General features: G+C 46.6%; 10 protein-coding genes. 9 read left to right on the top strand and 1 reads right to left on the bottom strand.

Features of this window, described 5'->3' with window-relative positions; genetic code table 11:
• Positions 1-477 precede the first annotated feature (477 nt).
• From BLCOC_RS19460 to BLCOC_RS19430, 7 genes are all read left to right on the top strand, one after another.
• A complete protein-coding gene (locus BLCOC_RS19460; RefSeq protein WP_115623116.1) occupies positions 478-1,860 on the top strand; it encodes a DUF5695 domain-containing protein in 1,383 nt (460 codons plus the stop codon).
• Positions 1,861-1,902: 42 nt separating this feature from the next.
• Positions 1,903-8,370, top strand: coding sequence for a DUF5695 domain-containing protein (locus BLCOC_RS19455; protein WP_115623115.1), 6,468 nt, complete (start codon positions 1,903-1,905; stop codon positions 8,368-8,370).
• Between the two features lie 242 nt (positions 8,371-8,612).
• A complete protein-coding gene (locus tag BLCOC_RS19450; protein ID WP_029468390.1) occupies positions 8,613-9,326 on the top strand; it encodes a phosphatase PAP2 family protein in 714 nt (237 codons plus the stop codon).
• Positions 9,323-10,360 carry a lysylphosphatidylglycerol synthase transmembrane domain-containing protein gene (locus BLCOC_RS19445; RefSeq protein ID WP_029468391.1) on the top strand — a complete coding sequence of 346 codons (1,038 nt, stop codon included), beginning with the start codon at positions 9,323-9,325 and terminating at the stop codon, positions 10,358-10,360. The genes BLCOC_RS19450 and BLCOC_RS19445 overlap by 4 nt, the downstream gene beginning before the upstream one ends.
• A gap of 61 nt (positions 10,361-10,421) precedes the next feature.
• Entirely contained in the window at positions 10,422-11,099 is a 678-nt protein-coding gene (locus BLCOC_RS19440; RefSeq protein ID WP_029468392.1) for a CDP-alcohol phosphatidyltransferase family protein, read from the top strand.
• 19 nt (positions 11,100-11,118) lie between these two features.
• Positions 11,119-11,991, top strand: coding sequence for a phosphatidylserine decarboxylase (locus BLCOC_RS19435; RefSeq protein WP_029468393.1), 873 nt, complete (start codon positions 11,119-11,121; stop codon positions 11,989-11,991).
• On the top strand, positions 11,988-12,800 hold the full coding sequence (locus BLCOC_RS19430; RefSeq protein WP_115623114.1) for a DNA-3-methyladenine glycosylase family protein: 813 nt from the start codon (positions 11,988-11,990) through the stop codon (positions 12,798-12,800). Before BLCOC_RS19435 ends, BLCOC_RS19430 begins: the two co-directional genes overlap by 4 nt.
• A gap of 30 nt (positions 12,801-12,830) precedes the next feature.
• On the opposite strand, the gene BLCOC_RS19425 is transcribed toward BLCOC_RS19430, so the two are convergent.
• Entirely contained in the window at positions 12,831-13,499 is a 669-nt protein-coding gene (locus BLCOC_RS19425) for an MgtC/SapB family protein (RefSeq protein WP_029468395.1), read from the bottom strand.
• Positions 13,500-13,646: 147 nt separating this feature from the next.
• On the opposite strand from BLCOC_RS19425, the gene BLCOC_RS19420 reads away from it, so the two are divergent.
• Entirely contained in the window at positions 13,647-14,438 is a 792-nt protein-coding gene (locus BLCOC_RS19420; RefSeq protein WP_115623113.1) for a nitroreductase family protein, read from the top strand.
• 22 nt (positions 14,439-14,460) lie between these two features.
• Positions 14,461-15,408, top strand: a complete 948-nt coding sequence (locus BLCOC_RS19415) for a helix-turn-helix transcriptional regulator (protein WP_115623112.1) — start codon at positions 14,461-14,463, stop codon at positions 15,406-15,408.
• Positions 15,409-15,422 lie beyond the last annotated feature (14 nt).

Below are 15,422 nucleotides of genomic sequence, written 5' to 3'. Positions count from 1 at the left end.
ATATCTGCTTCATAAAATTCAGTAGAAGCAAAATATCATATCTTTCTCAGCATATCTCATACATCAGGATCGTTCAAACTGACATCAGCCGATACCTCTCACAGAAACAACAGGATTCAAAGGCGTTAGTGGTATGAACAGATGAGAAAGGTAAAACGTTACACTTAAAATACAAAATATTTTCTAGGTAAAATATGTTAATGCGATAGAATTGTTAGAAAATAAACCGTATAATAAAGAAGATATAAAGCAAAAGGGTACAAGTCCTCTGAAAATTGTAGACTTGTACCCTTTTTGCACTGCAAAATATTAAAGTAAAACGAATTAATTTGTAATTGTTGCACAAAAAATACTGTGCAAAATCTTGTATTTATTACAAAAAAACAGTGATAAATGAGAAAAATATTGTATATCACCTGATTGTAAAGTATAATTCTCCCATAGTTAGTAAAACGTTTTAAAAGAAGGGAGATCAAGATGAAAAAGAAACAGAATGCACTCTCAGGTCTATCTTTTGTCCTGACAGCAGCCATGGCTCTTGGAACCTGCCTGCCTTATCTGGGTTCTATAGAGATAAAAGCGGCAGCAAAAGAGTTCATTGCGGAGAAGACAGATAAGGGATATCATCTGCGCAATGAATATTTTGATGTAGAAACCGGCGAGTACGGGGAAATCACATCTCTGAAAATTGTAGGAGATGAATACGATACCAATTATGTTATGAATGTCAGTGATAATCCTAAACAGGACACATCTGCCCATGAATGGATGGGGGATTTGATGTTCAAAACGAAGAAGAGCGGAGAGGAAAACTGGACAGAAGCGCTGACCAATTCCTCCGATGCCGGAAGAAGTGTGGAACTCAAAGACAATAAGATCGTGGTGACATACGACAACACAAAAACAGAAGGGGAGAGAGCCATCAGAGACTTTAAGCTGGTGGAAACCTATTCCCTGACAGATGACCAGCTTCGGTGGGAGATCACTGTGGAAAATACCACAGATACAGATTTGATCTTTGGTGACTTCGGTGTTCCCCTTGCTTTTCATGAAATTTGGGTAAATCAGGGGGAAGCATATGAAGCCTGCACAGTGGACCACAGCTTTGTGGGGAAAGATTCCTCCTATGTGTATGCCACAAGACCAAGCGGGGACGGACATTTTCTGCTCATGACACCGGATACAGAGACTGGTGCAGGGTTTGAATATCAGGACCACTGGCAGATAGGACAGAGAAGAGCAGAGGAAAAAGAATGGTGCATGGATCAGGCAGACTGGGCAAACGGCCTGAATGTGTTTTATATCCATTCAGATGCCATAAGTGCTGATGAAAAGTCCGGAAACAAAGGATATATGGAAAGTTCCAGTATGACATTGGAGTCAGGAAAAAGCAAAACATACGCCTTTGAATTCACCGGTGTAGCAGATGAGGCAGAGATGAAGGATACTCTGTATGAAGAAGGTATTATGGATGCTGTGGCTGTTCCGGGAATGACATTTTCAAGAGATATGCCGGCGAAAATGTATCTGCATACCAAGGCTGCAGCAGAGGACATCTCTTTTGAATTCCGCTGTCCTCATACAAACAACCTTCATCAGGGCGCCAACACGGTTTCCAATAACCTGTCCTGCGAGAGAACAGAGGACAATACCTATGCTGAATTTGTAGAGACAAAGATCATAGATGGGGAACAGTACCACATTTACAACATTGCATTCGGGGATCTGGGACAGAATGACATTATTGTGAACTACAGACAGAATGGGGAAGATAAGACAACCATGCTGCAGTTTTACATGATGGATGATCTGCAGTCCGCTCTGGATCTGCATTCCGATTTTCTACTGAAAACCCAGTGAGATGCGCCGGGAGCTATCCAGGACAAAGTATTTGATGACTGGATGATGGACAGTAAGTCAAAAAGAGGTTCCTTTGATGGTTATTGGGGCTGGGGCGATGACTGGGGATATGTCCACGGAGAATATCTGGCGGAGATGAATTCTTATAATCCAGTGGAGGAGCAGGTACAGGCTCTGGACGAATATCTGGACACAGCCATCTGGCAGAATCTGATGCAGGAACATCAGGAGGATTTCCTGATCCACGACTTCCTGATGCCGGAGCCGAACAGCACTCCTACATACAGAGGATTTGCATATCCGCATATTTATAACACGTATTTTTCCATGTATAAGATTGCAGAGCAGTATCCTGATCTGATCGCGTATAAAGAGGATGCGGATACTTATCTGCTTCGATGCTATCATATTATGGATGCCCTTTACAATGAGGGAAGTGTAGGGTACAACTGGAATACAGGACTCATGGGAGAGTCCACCACACCCTCGATCATCCAGTCTCTGAAAGAGAGAGGATATGAGGAAGAAGCAGAAAATCTGGAATCCGTTATGGAGGAAAAATTCAATAATTTCGCAAATGACAAATATCCGTACATTTCAGAATATCCATATGACAACACCAGTGAGGAAGCTGTCTATACCATGGCAAAAATGTTCGGAAACGAAGAGGTCATGGCAAAGGTAAATGAAAAGACAAGGGCATGCCGCGGTGTACAGCCCATTTGGTATCATTACGGAAATCCAACTACCATCTGCGGTGAGAACTGGTTCAATTTCCAGTACACAGCATCCCTGGCGGGCTACTGCATGGATGACTGGCTGCGCAAACAGGACAATGGCATGTCCTCCGAGGAAGCGGGCCTTGCACAGAGGATCAATTATGCCGGAAAGCTTGCCAACTTTACGGTTATAAACTCCGGTCAAATAGATGCGGATCCTGAAAATGTGGGAACAGCAGCCTGGACATATCAGTCTGAAATGGGCAATGACGAGGCACTGGGAACCGGCGGAGGTAAACTCCACAATGGCTGGAGACAGATGTCGGGAGAGGCAGATCTGGCTTTGTTTGGTGCCATCAGAATAGCATCCGCAGACGTGGCCACAGATCCGGTATTCGGACTTTTTGGATATGGATGTGAGGTCTCTGAAAAAGGAAGCAGTTATGAAGTGACTCCACTGGACGGTGTATACCACAGACTGAACTTGATCAATGAACAGATTTCCCTGGAACTTTACAGAGACCAGTACAGCAGTGCAGTGGTTTCCAAAGACGGAAGCAGCATTTCCATGGACGTTGTCAATGTGACAGGACAGGAACACGAATCGAATCTGGATATTACAGGTATCCCTTCAGGGAATTATCAGGTTCTGGTAGACGGCCGGACAGCAGGAAGCTTTGAAGCTCAGGGTAAGACCACAACCGTGGCACTGCCTCTTCCGGAATGTGAGAGCGCACACATTGAGATCCGCCCCGGTGCGCTTCTGGACAACACAACACCTGTTGTGGACGCAGGCGAAGATGCGGAAGTTTCCATGGATGATGAGACTGTGCTGCACGGAACCGCAAGAGATGCCGCATGGCTGCACAGGATTCCTGATGTGAAATGGACAGCAGAGGAGTCACCGGCCGGAGCAAAAGTCACCTTTGCCAATGAGGAAGCAGTTTCCACAAAAGTGGAATTTGACAAAGCAGGGGAATATATCCTGAAGCTTACGGCAAAAGGAAGAAGCAGTACAGCCAGTGATACGGTGAAGATAACAGTGGAGGGAACACCGCAGCTTCCGGAAACCCTTGCCCTTTATGATTTTGAAGAAGAAAATGTAGATATAGAGAATAAGACGGTAAAAGATGTCAGCGGTTCCGGGATTGACGCAGAACTGAAATCCAATGCAGAGTTTTCAGAGGGAAAAGAAGGCAGAGGCATTTCTATGGATGGTGAGGTCGGCGGATATGTGAAGCTGAAAAACGGTCTTACAAAATACACCAAAGAAGCTACTATCTCAATGGATGTAAAATTAAACGGCAAACAGACAAATGGAACAAGACTGTTCGAGTTCGGTGATATGGATGAGAATCTTTTCTATGTTGCCTGTGAAAGCGCCAACGAGCTTTCCCTAAACATAACGAACCAGAAGACAAAAGAGACCGTGACAGCAAAATCCGGTGTACTTCTCAATCCGGATACATGGCAGAACGCAGAAGTTACCCTGAAGGATAATAAGGCAGTGCTGTATATCAACGGGGAAGCATATGCGGAGATAGAAAATGCGGAATTTGATTTCAGCAGACTTGGCACTACCCAGCGCAGCTTTCTGGGACGGTCTCACTCTGAGAGCACCCCATGGTTAAACGGCAGCTATGACAATTTCAAAATGCTGTCAAAGGCCATGACAGCAGAGGAGATCAGGGAAGCATACGGTTCTGATGAGGAGACTGCCGTAACGGGGGTTGTGGTATCACCTGTCATCACATCCGTAGGCGTGGCACCGGAAATGCCGAAAACAGCCAAAGTGGAATATTCCAGTGGTCTGTGTCAATATGAGACGGTAACATGGGATGAAATCGACAAATCTTCCTACGCAAAGAAGGGGGAATTTGAGGCGGTAGGAAAAATTGAGGCGCTGGAACTGGAAGTTTCCACAAAGGTTCAGGTTGTGGAAGGAAAAGAGCAGAATATCGCTCTGATCGCCACACCAACAGCGATTTTCAACAACCCGGAAGATTTGGGCGGTGTGGCCGGACTGAATGATGGATTTGACCCTGCAAACTCCAATGACAAGTCGCATGGTGTATGGCATAACTGGCAGGGAGACCAGAAAGGGGAAGCCTGGGTACAGTATACCTGGAACTCAGAGGTTACCATTACAGGCACGGACGCTTATTATTTTACAGACGGCAACTTTGCGCCGGCATCCGTCAATTTCCAATATCTTGACCGTGAAGGGAACTGGAGAGACGTAGAGAACGGAGATGGCTATGGCACAAAACTAAACCAGTACAATAAGACCAGCTTTTCACCTGTGATGACCACAGCATTCCGTATGATCATGAACCCGAAGACTTTGGGATGCGGCGTGATCGAATGGAAAGTATACGGCTATTCTGATGAATCTGCAGCAGATAAAAAACTTCTGCAGGCAGCTCTTGATAAGGCAAAAGTCCTGAATACGGATCTGTTTGAAGAAGGTGCAGAGGAAATCCTGAATGCGGCCATAACGGAGGCACAGGCAGTCTATGACAATACAGAGGCGGCACAGGATGAGGTGGATGCTGCTGCAGCCAGACTGGAGAGAGTCATGATCACCCTTCCTTCAAAGGACGGAAACCTGGCATACAGTGCAGCGCCGTCAACCAGCTATGTATCTGACTGGGAAAAGCTTTCCGCCGTAAATGACGCAGTGATACCTGATAACTCACAAAATCCGGACAAAACACTGTTCCCAAGATATGGCACATGGGGCAATACAAGCGAATACGAGACTGTGACTTACACCTGGAACACAGATGTGACATTAAAAGGAAGTGATATCTATTTCTGGTATGATGGAAGTGAGACGACAAACGGAGGCATCAATATTCCGAAATCATACCAATATGAATATCTGGACAGTGAAGGAAACTGGTGTGAAGTGACAAATCCGTCCGCCTATGAAACAGAAATTGACGGTTTTAATACCACAGAATTTGACGCTGTGACAACCACAGCCATCCGTGTGACTATGGCAAAACAGGCAAATGACAACAATGGCATTGGGCTGATGGAATGGAAAGTCTACGGTACTATGGCAAAAGCAGATAAAAATGCCCTCACAGAAGCGGTGGAAGAGGCCTCCGGCATTGATACGGAAATTTATACACAGGAGACAAGAACCGCATTTGAAAAGGCTCTGGCGGATGCAAAAGCTCTCCTTGCCGACCCCGACGTAAGCAGTGAAGAAGTGAAGATTGCCCTGTCCAGACTGGTAAAAGCACAGAATAACCTGGAGGAAAAAGGGGAAGAGGGTGTCCGTAACCTGGCCCTTGGAGCGAAAGCAGACGGACTTTGCAATTATGACGGACTGGATGGAAGGATCAATGACCTGGGCGGCCTTGCGGCCCTGAACGACGGAGTGCTTCCTGAAAATTCTGCAGATCAGAGCGGCCCGGTTTGGCACAACTGGCATGACCGCTACGGCAGTGAAAATGAGATTTTGAACGGCTGGGTTTCCTATGTCTGGGACGAGCCGGTAGTTCTTGACAGCACCAGTGTTTATTATTTCCAGAACGGAAATGGAGATTTCCTTCCGAAAGCGGCAGAGTTTGAATATCTGGATGAAGACGGCAATTGGAAACCGGTGACGGGCGCTGAAGGTCTTGGATGTGAGGCGGACCGGTTCAATACCACCAATTTTGACAGGATCACAACCACAGCCATCCGCATGACAATGGAACCTGCATGCAGAGAGGACAATCAGGAAGATCCATCCAGAGGAACCGGTGTTCTCGAGTGGCAGGTGATGGGGATTTATGCGAGCGAACTTCCAAGCAAAGATGTACTTGAAGCGGCTGTAAAGGCGGCAGAGGGAAAACAGGAGGCAGACTACACAGAAGATTCCTGGAAAGCATTTGCGCAGGCACTTGAAAAGGCAAAAAAAGTATTAGACGAAGCATATGCGGATCAGGAACAGATAAGCGCTGCCCTGGACAGCCTTATGGAGGCTATGGAAAATCTGACAGAGGCAGGAAGTGAAGCCGGAGTCAGGAATATGGCAGCTTATGCAGCGGCAGACGGACTTTGCAATTATGACGGACAGGACGGAAGGCCATATGATCTGGGAGGCCTTGCAGCTCTTAATGATGGTGTTGTCCCCGCAAATTCCGGGGATACATCAAACGGTGTATGGCATAACTGGTTAAACCGCTATGACGATAACGGCAGTATCTTGGACGGCTGGGTCTCCTATACTTGGGACAAACCGGTGGTGCTGGATGAGATCAGCGCCTACTTCTTCCAAAATGAAAGCGGAGATTTCCTTCCGTCTTCTGCAGAGATGGAATATCTCCAGGAGGACGGCACGTGGGTCCCTGTTTCTGAGAACGGGATCGGATGCAGCGCAGATACATTTAATACCATAACATTTGAAAAGATCACTACAACATCCATCCGCATGACCATGAAAGCGGCCCTGAGGGAAGGTAGCGAGGAAGACCCGTCCAGAGGAACCGGTGTCATCGAATGGCAGGCAATGGGTCAATACGCAGAGGAGATAAAGGATACTGCAGAGAAGACATTGCTGGGGGAAGCACTGACCGAAGCAGCAGAAAAGCAGGAGGAAGAGTACACAAAAACTAGCTGGGAAGACTTCCAGAAAGCATATAAAAAGGCAAAAGAGATTTATACGGATACCCGTGCAGACCAGTTACAGGTGGATGAGGCACTGGCAGAACTGAAGGAAGCCATGTCAAACCTGACTAAGAGAGCAGATTTGACACAGCTTAATAGTTTGATCGCGCAGGCAGAGAAAAAAGAGGAGTCAGCTTATACAGAAGAGTCCTGGAAACCATTTGCAGAGGCGCTGACCGCGGCAAGAGAAGCGGCGGAAAAGGATGATATCACGCAGGAAAGTGCTGACAGCGCAAAAAATGCCCTGGAGTCCGCTTTGAAAAATCTGGTGAGAAAAGACGCTGTTCAGGTCAAGAAAGAAGCACTGAAAGCTGCCATAGAGGAGGCAGAGAAGAGAGAAGAGTCAAAATATACAAAAGAGAGCTGGGAAGGATTTGCCCGTGCACTGAAAGCGGCAAGAGAAGTATTTGAAAATGAATCGGCAGCCGCTGAACAGGTGGAGGAGCAGACAGCCCTTCTGAATGCAGCTATGGCAGCTCTGGTACCTCGGGAAAAAGATCCGGAAAGCCCGGACAGCGAAGCAGATAAAGCGGCTCTTTCCAAACTTGTAGAGAAGGCAAATACCTTTACCAGAGCAGATTATACCCAGGATACATGGGCAGTTTTTGATCAGGCTTTGGTAAATGCCCAGAAAGTTCTTGCTGATGGTTCAGCAGACCAGGAAACCGTGGATACCGCCCAAAAAGATCTGCAGGCGGCAATGGAACAGCTTGTTAAAGTCAGCAGTGAGAACGGTTTGGATCTGGATAAGATCAAGACACTGATCGAAAAGGGGGAAAAACTTGAAAAAGGAGATTATACAGCAGCGAGCTGGAAGACCTTCAGCCAGGCTTTGAAAGAGGCAAAAGCAATCCTGGATGCAGAGGGTGCATCACAGAGTGATGTGGATAAAAAAGCCCAGGCTCTTGAAAAAGCCATGGAGAATCTGAAAAAGAAGTCAGGTTCCGGCAGTTCGGGAAAGACTTCAGGGGACGGAAGCTCAGGCAAGGGAGGCAGTTCAGGCTCCGGCAGCAGTGCAAAAAGTGTGAAGACAGGAGATGAGACACCGATTCTTCCCTTTGCCGGTATGGCTGTACTTTCCTTTGCGGGAATCGTGATCCTTCGGAAAAAAAGACGGATAGAATAAAAAATAACAAAAGAAAACAGAGGTTTTAAAGGAGCAGCTGCCGCGGATCAACCCGGTAGCTGCTCCTTTGTCCGTAACGGTATGATACAGTAAAATGCGTATTTACAGTGACAAGCCGGTAAAAAGAAACATTGTAGTTTGAAGGTGTCAAATTATCACAAATATTGTTATTAAGATAATTTTATTAGACTATTTGCAGAAATCTGTTATAATACAATTTAGATGTATTAAGGAGACAGACTATGCAGAACAAGCAAAAAAAGAATGCATGGATTCCCTCATATGCTGTATTTCCGCTGCTTTCCTGTGTGACGGTGAACTGTATTGTATATTTTGGGATTTCTAAGATTGCCAATGAATGGAAACATTACGACTTGACGCTGCCTTTTGACAGGGCAGTGCCTCTGATTCCCGGATTTGTATCCATCTATCTGGGATGTTATCTGTTCTGGATCATAAATTATATACTGATCGCAAGACAGGGAGAGGAACATTGTATCCGTTTCGCTGCGGCAGACATCATGTCAAGACTGGTCTGCTGTGCGTTTTTTTTATTGCTTCCGACTACCAATGTCAGACCCGTGCTGAGCGGGGATGGTATCTGGGTAACACTGCTCCAGGCTGTATATAAGGCAGATGCGCCGGTAAATCTTTTTCCGTCTATTCACTGCCTTGTGAGCTGGTTTTGCTTTATCGGCATTCGGGGAAGAAAGTCAGTTCCAAAAGCCTACCGGATCTTTTCCTGTCTGTTTGCCCTACTCGTATGCGTGTCCACGCAGGTGACAAAGCAGCATTACATTGTGGATGTATTCGGCGGTATTGCCATAGCGGAACTTACCTATTATATAGCTTTCCATACGAGTATATATAAGCTCTTTAAAAGGCTGTTTGACAGATTATATGAAATATTTTTTAGCAGGAGAAAAAGCACCTGCGGGAAAGAGAGTGAAGTTTGACAAGTAAAAAGAAAAAAATAGGAAATGGTATATTTCTCGCTGCTGTTTTCATTTTAACTATATACAGTGTCTTCCACGGGGAGGACCTGGGGGCTGTGCTGAAAGCCATCGTGAGGGTGAATCCCTGGTATCTTCTCCCGGCTGTGCTGGGGGTGATCATTTTTATCTGGGGAGAGTCCATCATTATCCATTACATGCTGGGTACTTTGAACATCAGGACTAAGAAGAGGACTTGTTTCCAGTATTCCTGCATCGGATTCTTTTTCAGCTGTATCACACCGTCCGCAAGCGGGGGGCAGCCCATGCAGATCTATTATATGAGAAAAAATAAAATATCAGTCCCGGTGGCTACACTGGTGCTGATGATCGTCACGATCACATACAAATCAGTGCTGGTGTTCATCGGCCTTTTCGTAGCATTTTTTCAGAGAGGATTTGTGCATAAATACCTGGAAGGTATTCTTCCGGTCTTTTATCTGGGTGTAGCTTTGAATGTATTCTGCTGCATTGCCATGTCTGTTCTGGTGCTGTGCCCATCCCTGGCAAAATTCATTATGATGAAGGGATTGTCAGTTCTGGAACATGTGCGTATCTTCAGAAAAAAAGAGGAGAGGACCAGAAAACTGGAAGAGTCCATGAATCACTATACAGCCACCTCTGATTATCTGAAAGGTCATGGGAAAGTCATTGTCAATGTGCTGCTGATCACATTTCTGCAGAGGTTTGCCCTGTTCTTTGTGACATGGTTTGTATACCGCGCATTTGGACTTCACGGAGCAAGTGTCTATGATGTGGTCATGCTTCAGGCTGTAGTATCAGTTTCTGTGGATATGCTGCCTCTTCCGGGAGGAATGGGGATCAGTGAAAACCTGTTTTTGATCATATTTAAGACTATTTTTGCAGGCAGCCTGCTGCTGCCGGCTATGGTTTTGAGCAGGGGGATAGCTTTTTACGTGCAGCTGCTTTTCAGTGCAGGCATGACTGCAGTCGCGCATTTTACCATTGGACGCAAAGCTCAGGACAGCACTGCATGAGTTCCTATAAACAGAGAACCGGCTGTACAAGAGAGGATAAAGAAAAGAGGAACAGAAAAAGATGATAGGATTTTATAATTACTCAGTGATATTGACTTATATAAGTCTGCTTTCTTCCGTATTCGGAATGACACAGGCAATACACGGCAGATTTAAAGCGGCAGTGTTCTGCCTGGCTTTGTCGGGGCTTTGCGATATGTTTGACGGAAAAATTGCCCGTTCTATGAAAAACAGGACAGAGGATGAGAAGTCTTTTGGAATTCAGATCGATTCTCTTTGCGATGTGGTATGTTTCGGAGTGTTTCCGGCTATGATATGTTATCTTTTGGGTGTGAGGGGGCCTCTGGGCCTTGCTGTCATTGCCCTGTATTGTGTAAACTCTGTCATACGGCTTGCTTACTTTAATGTGATGGAGATGAAAGGGGCATTGGTCAGTGAGGAGGGGGAGAAATATTACAAGGGGCTTCCCATTACCTCCATGGCGGTGGTATTGCCTTTGGTTTTTATGATTCAATTTTTCGTGTCGGATTTTGTGTTCGTCATATGTCTGCACCTGGCGCTGCTGGTGGTGGGAATTCTTTTTGTGGTGAACTTCCGGTTCAGGAAACCGAAGAATTCTACATTGGCAGTTCTTGTGGCAGTGGTGGCTGTGGCTCTTTGCATCATGCTTCTCAGAACAAGATACCGCATAGAATTCAGACATGGCTGGCCATGGCTCCCGTGGCTGCGGAAGCTGTAAGATACAGGAGGATAAGGGAATGAAATATATAGACAGAGAGGGAAATATAACAACAGAGGATTCAGGGCAGGACAGGTTCCTTCGATGGATGTATAACCACAGGACAGGCCGTATGGCTTTGAAAATACTGGTTCAGCCTGTGGTCTCCAAAGCAGGGGGATGGCTGCTGGACAGCAGATGCTCCAGAGTGCTCATAAAACCCTTTGTGAAGCGCCAGGGCATATCTCTTGACCTGTATGAGAGGAAGGAATACGCTTCCTACAATGATTTTTTTACAAGACAGATAAAGAAAGAATATCGGCCGGCAGAGGGGGATGCGGACACCCTGATCAGCCCCTGCGACGGGAAGCTGAGCGTCTATCCCATTGATGGGAAGAGGCGCTTTTCTATTAAGGGGACGGAGTATACCGTAGATTCCCTGCTGCGCTCCGGACATATGGCAAGGCGGTATCAGGGGGGATACGCTTGCATTTTCCGTCTGACCGTGGATGACTATCACCGTTACTGTTATGTGGACAACGGCAGAAAATCCATGAATATCAGAATACCCGGGGTTTTTCACACTGTGAATCCGGCAGCCAATGAAGTCTGCCCTATCTACAAGGAAAATACCAGAGAATTTTCCCTGCTGCAAAGTGAGCATTTTAAAGTGGTGCTCATGATGGAGGTGGGAGCGCTGTTAGTGGGTCGGATCACCAACTATCACGAAGAGGAGACTGTGAAAAAGGGGGAGGAAAAGGGACGCTTTGAATTCGGCGGTTCCACGGTCATTCTGCTGTTTCAGAAAGACGCGGTAAAATTTGACCAGCGGTTTTTGTACAACACGGAGAATGGATATGAGACTATTGTGAAAATGGGTGAAAGACTGGGGGAGGCAGCGGACGAGGAATGACAAAGAGAAAAATAGCAGACCTGGATCTGGGGCAGATCGCAGTGTCCGGACAATCTTTCCGAATGGTTCAGAAAAGGGAAAATGTGTATGCTCTTACGGCATTTGGAAAGTATCTGGAAATTGAGCAGAAGGGGGATGTATTTTCCTTTTCCTGCACAGAGAAAGAGTTTGGGGAAATCTGGGAGGATTATCTGGATCTGCACACAGACTATGGCGCCATCAAGAGATCAGTGGATGAAGAGGATGCTTATCTTACGGAGGCTGTACAGAAAGGATGGGGTATACGGATTCTGCGCCAGGATTTATGGGAAATGATCGTAACTTTTTTAGTATCCCAGAACAATAATATATCCCGGATCAGAAAAAGCATTGAACTGCTTTGCAGTACCATAGGAGAAGAAAAGCATACCGGTGAGGGCGTGAGGTATCATACATTTCCGGAACCGGAAGCGATTGTGAATGCGGGAATGGAGGTGCTTTCCGGTCTGGGACTTGGATACAGAGACAAGTACATATTCCGCACTGCCCAGTCTGTACTGGACGGCAGCCTGGATTTGAACATGCTGCGGGCAGCGGACTATGAGACGGCTCACAGGGAATTGGTCAGACAGTACGGAATCGGAAAAAAGGTGGCAGACTGTATCTGTCTCTTCGGACTTTACCATATAGATGCGTTTCCTGTGGATACACATGTGAAAAAGATCCTGGAGGCCCACTATCCGCAAGGATTTCCCTATGACAGATATAAGGGCTGTGCGGGAATCCTGCAGCAGTATATGTTTTATCACGATTTGAATGCTGCTGCATAGACATAATAGAATCCCCTTGTGGGCCAGCGGCTATAGATCAATGGAGGTGATCTTCGGATTTTTCCTGAGCAGGTCCAGAGTATGAAAGATGTCATAGCTGTCCGGAAATTTGACAAAGAGCTTCACTTCCACCTGATTATCTTTCAGGCGTTTTACCTTCATGCTGGTGATCTTGATCTCATCCAGATGAAAGGTGTTTTCAAGGATACTGCGCAGATCATCCTCCTGTTCCATGATAAGAGTTACCTGTTCAATACTGGAGGATTTCAGCCAGCGGAAATTCCGATGGAAGAAAAACTGCAGAAGCAGTATCAGAACCGTGGCGCTGATGCCGGGAACATACATGCCCGCACCCAGTGCCATGCCAACGCCGACGGTTGCCCACAGTCCCGCAGATGTGGTCAGGCCGCTGATATTCATCTTGTGGGTGAAGATAACTCCTGCCCCGAGAAAACCGATGGCAGTCACCACCCCTGCGGCTATACGGGACGGGTCCAGGTTTACATGGGATGACAGAACATCGAAAAATCCGTATTTTGATACGATCATCATAAGCGCGGAGGCAAGGGACACAATGGAGTGTGTGCGGATGCCGGCCATTTTCATCTGATTTTCCCGCTCATATCCAATGAGGGCGCCGCAGAAGATGGCACCCAGCATGCGCAGCGGATATTCCAAATAAAGAAAAACAAGATCCATAAAAATCCCTCCGTTTCTATTTTCCATCTATTATAGCAGAATATTATTTCAATAGCCAGTAAAGGCTGATTAAGAAAAAATAAGGTAATTTTATTAAATGCAGCTTTTAAATTTGCATAGGAACAGTAATATTAGGAGGTGTTTTCCATGGCAGTTATCAATCAGGAGATTTGTGTGGGATGCGGCGCATGTGTGAAGGATTGTCCGGGCAGCGCGATCCGTCAAAAAGAGGGGAAAGCGGAGGTTATCCGCTCCTGCATCCAATGTGGTCACTGCGTTGCAGTATGTCCGGTCAATGCGGCGTCCATACCGGAATTTGATATGGAGGATGTGGAAGAATACCGTGAGGAGGACTTTTCCGTCTCTCCGGAACATTTTCTGAGAGCCGTAAAATACAGAAGAAGTATCCGTGATTTTAAAGAGGAAATTCCCGGCAGGGAAGTGATAGAAAGAATCCTGGAGGCAGGGCGTTATACAGCTACAGCAAAAAATATGCAGGACTGCACCTTTGTGGTAGTCCGGGAGCGGCTTTCGGAGTTCAAAAATCTTGTCTGGCAGGAAATGCCTGATATCATCCGGTCTCTGAAAGAGACAGGACCGGACTACGCCGGGGCGTTTTCCTATTTTTATAAGCTGTGGCAGGGGGATAAGGAGAGAGATACCTTCTTTTTTAACACCCCTGTCTTTCTGGTCATTGCCTCAAACAATCAGTTGGACGGAGGACTGGCGGCAGCAAATATTGAAAATATGGCAGCAGCAGAAGGACTGGGGGCGCTCTACAGCGGCTATATGATGCGTGTCATCAGGGAAAGTCCAGTTCTGCATGAATGGCTGGGAATAGGAGAGAAGGCGGTATCCTGCTGTATGCTTCTGGGATATCCCAATGTGGTGTACAGGCGCACCGCGCCCAGGAAAAAGGCGGATGTTTTGTGGAAATAAATACGGGCGGTGAGGGAAAGAAATGAAGATAGACAGGCTGATTGGCATACTTTCTATTCTGCTTCAGCAGGATAAGGTGACAGCGCCCTATCTGGCAGAAAAATTTGAGGTTTCCAGGCGGACGATCAACCGGGATATAGAGGATATCTGTAAAGCGGGGATCCCTATTGTCACAACCCAGGGGCAGAATGGCGGCATTTCCATTATGGAGGGATACCGGCTGGATAAGACACTTCTCACCTCCAGGGATATGCATTCCATCCTTGCAGGACTTAGAAGCCTGGACAGTGTAGCGGGAACCAATAGGTATCAGCTTCTTATGGAGAAGCTGTCTGTGGGGAGTCAGGAGGTGCTCACCAGCAATGACCATATCAGGATCGATCTGTCCTCCTGGTATAAATCCGCCCTGGCACCTAAGATAGAACTGATACAAAATGCAATTGAGGACTGCAGATTGATAGCGTTCAGATATTATTCCCCAAAAGGGGAGGGTGAGCGGGAGATAGAGCCGTATCTTCTCGTGTTTCAGTGGGCCTCCTGGTATGTGTGGGGATACTGCAGAGAGAGGCAGGACTACCGAATGTTCAAATTAAACCGTATGGACAGCTTGAAGGATACAGGGGTTTTGTTTGAAAAGAGGCAGCTTCCGGACTGCGACTGTTCTCCAAGACGTATCTATCCCGCGTCTATCCATGTGAAAGTCCGGTGTGCTCCGCAGATGAAATGGCGTCTTATTGAAGAGTACGGAGTTGAATGCTTTGAGGAACAGGAAGACGGATATCTGTTGTTTGTCTCAGATTTTGCGGACAGGAACAGCCTGTTTGGATGGCTTCTGAGCTTTGGGGAACAGATGGAGCTTTTAGAGCCGGTCAAGCTGAGGGAGGAACTGTGGGAACTGCTGGGCAGGATGCAGAGATGTTATACAAAAGAAACAGACTTTCCCCGCAATGATGACAGGCAGTTGTCATGATTCATTTGATATAG

Source organism: Blautia coccoides, assembly GCF_034355335.1.
Taxonomy (GTDB): domain Bacteria; phylum Bacillota; class Clostridia; order Lachnospirales; family Lachnospiraceae; genus Blautia; species Blautia producta.
Note: the sequence above shows the minus strand (reverse complement) of the source record. Positions and strands in the feature narration are given on the sequence as shown.

Bases quoted from the DNA above. Each gene is read 5' to 3' on its own strand.
- BLCOC_RS19460 (WP_115623116.1), top strand. From the start codon at position 478: ATGAAAAAGAAACAGAATGCACTCTCAGGTCTATCTTTTGTCCTGACA.
- BLCOC_RS19455 (WP_115623115.1), top strand. From the start codon at position 1,903: ATGATGGACAGTAAGTCAAAAAGAGGTTCCTTTGATGGTTATTGGGGC.
- BLCOC_RS19450 (WP_029468390.1), top strand. From the start codon at position 8,613: ATGCAGAACAAGCAAAAAAAGAATGCATGGATTCCCTCATATGCTGTA.
- BLCOC_RS19440 (WP_029468392.1), top strand. From the start codon at position 10,422: ATGATAGGATTTTATAATTACTCAGTGATATTGACTTATATAAGTCTG.
- BLCOC_RS19435 (WP_029468393.1), top strand. From the start codon at position 11,119: ATGAAATATATAGACAGAGAGGGAAATATAACAACAGAGGATTCAGGG.
- BLCOC_RS19430 (WP_115623114.1), top strand. From the start codon at position 11,988: ATGACAAAGAGAAAAATAGCAGACCTGGATCTGGGGCAGATCGCAGTG.
- BLCOC_RS19425 (WP_029468395.1), bottom strand. From the start codon at position 13,499: ATGGATCTTGTTTTTCTTTATTTGGAATATCCGCTGCGCATGCTGGGT.
- BLCOC_RS19420 (WP_115623113.1), top strand. From the start codon at position 13,647: ATGGCAGTTATCAATCAGGAGATTTGTGTGGGATGCGGCGCATGTGTG.
- BLCOC_RS19415 (WP_115623112.1), top strand. From the start codon at position 14,461: ATGAAGATAGACAGGCTGATTGGCATACTTTCTATTCTGCTTCAGCAG.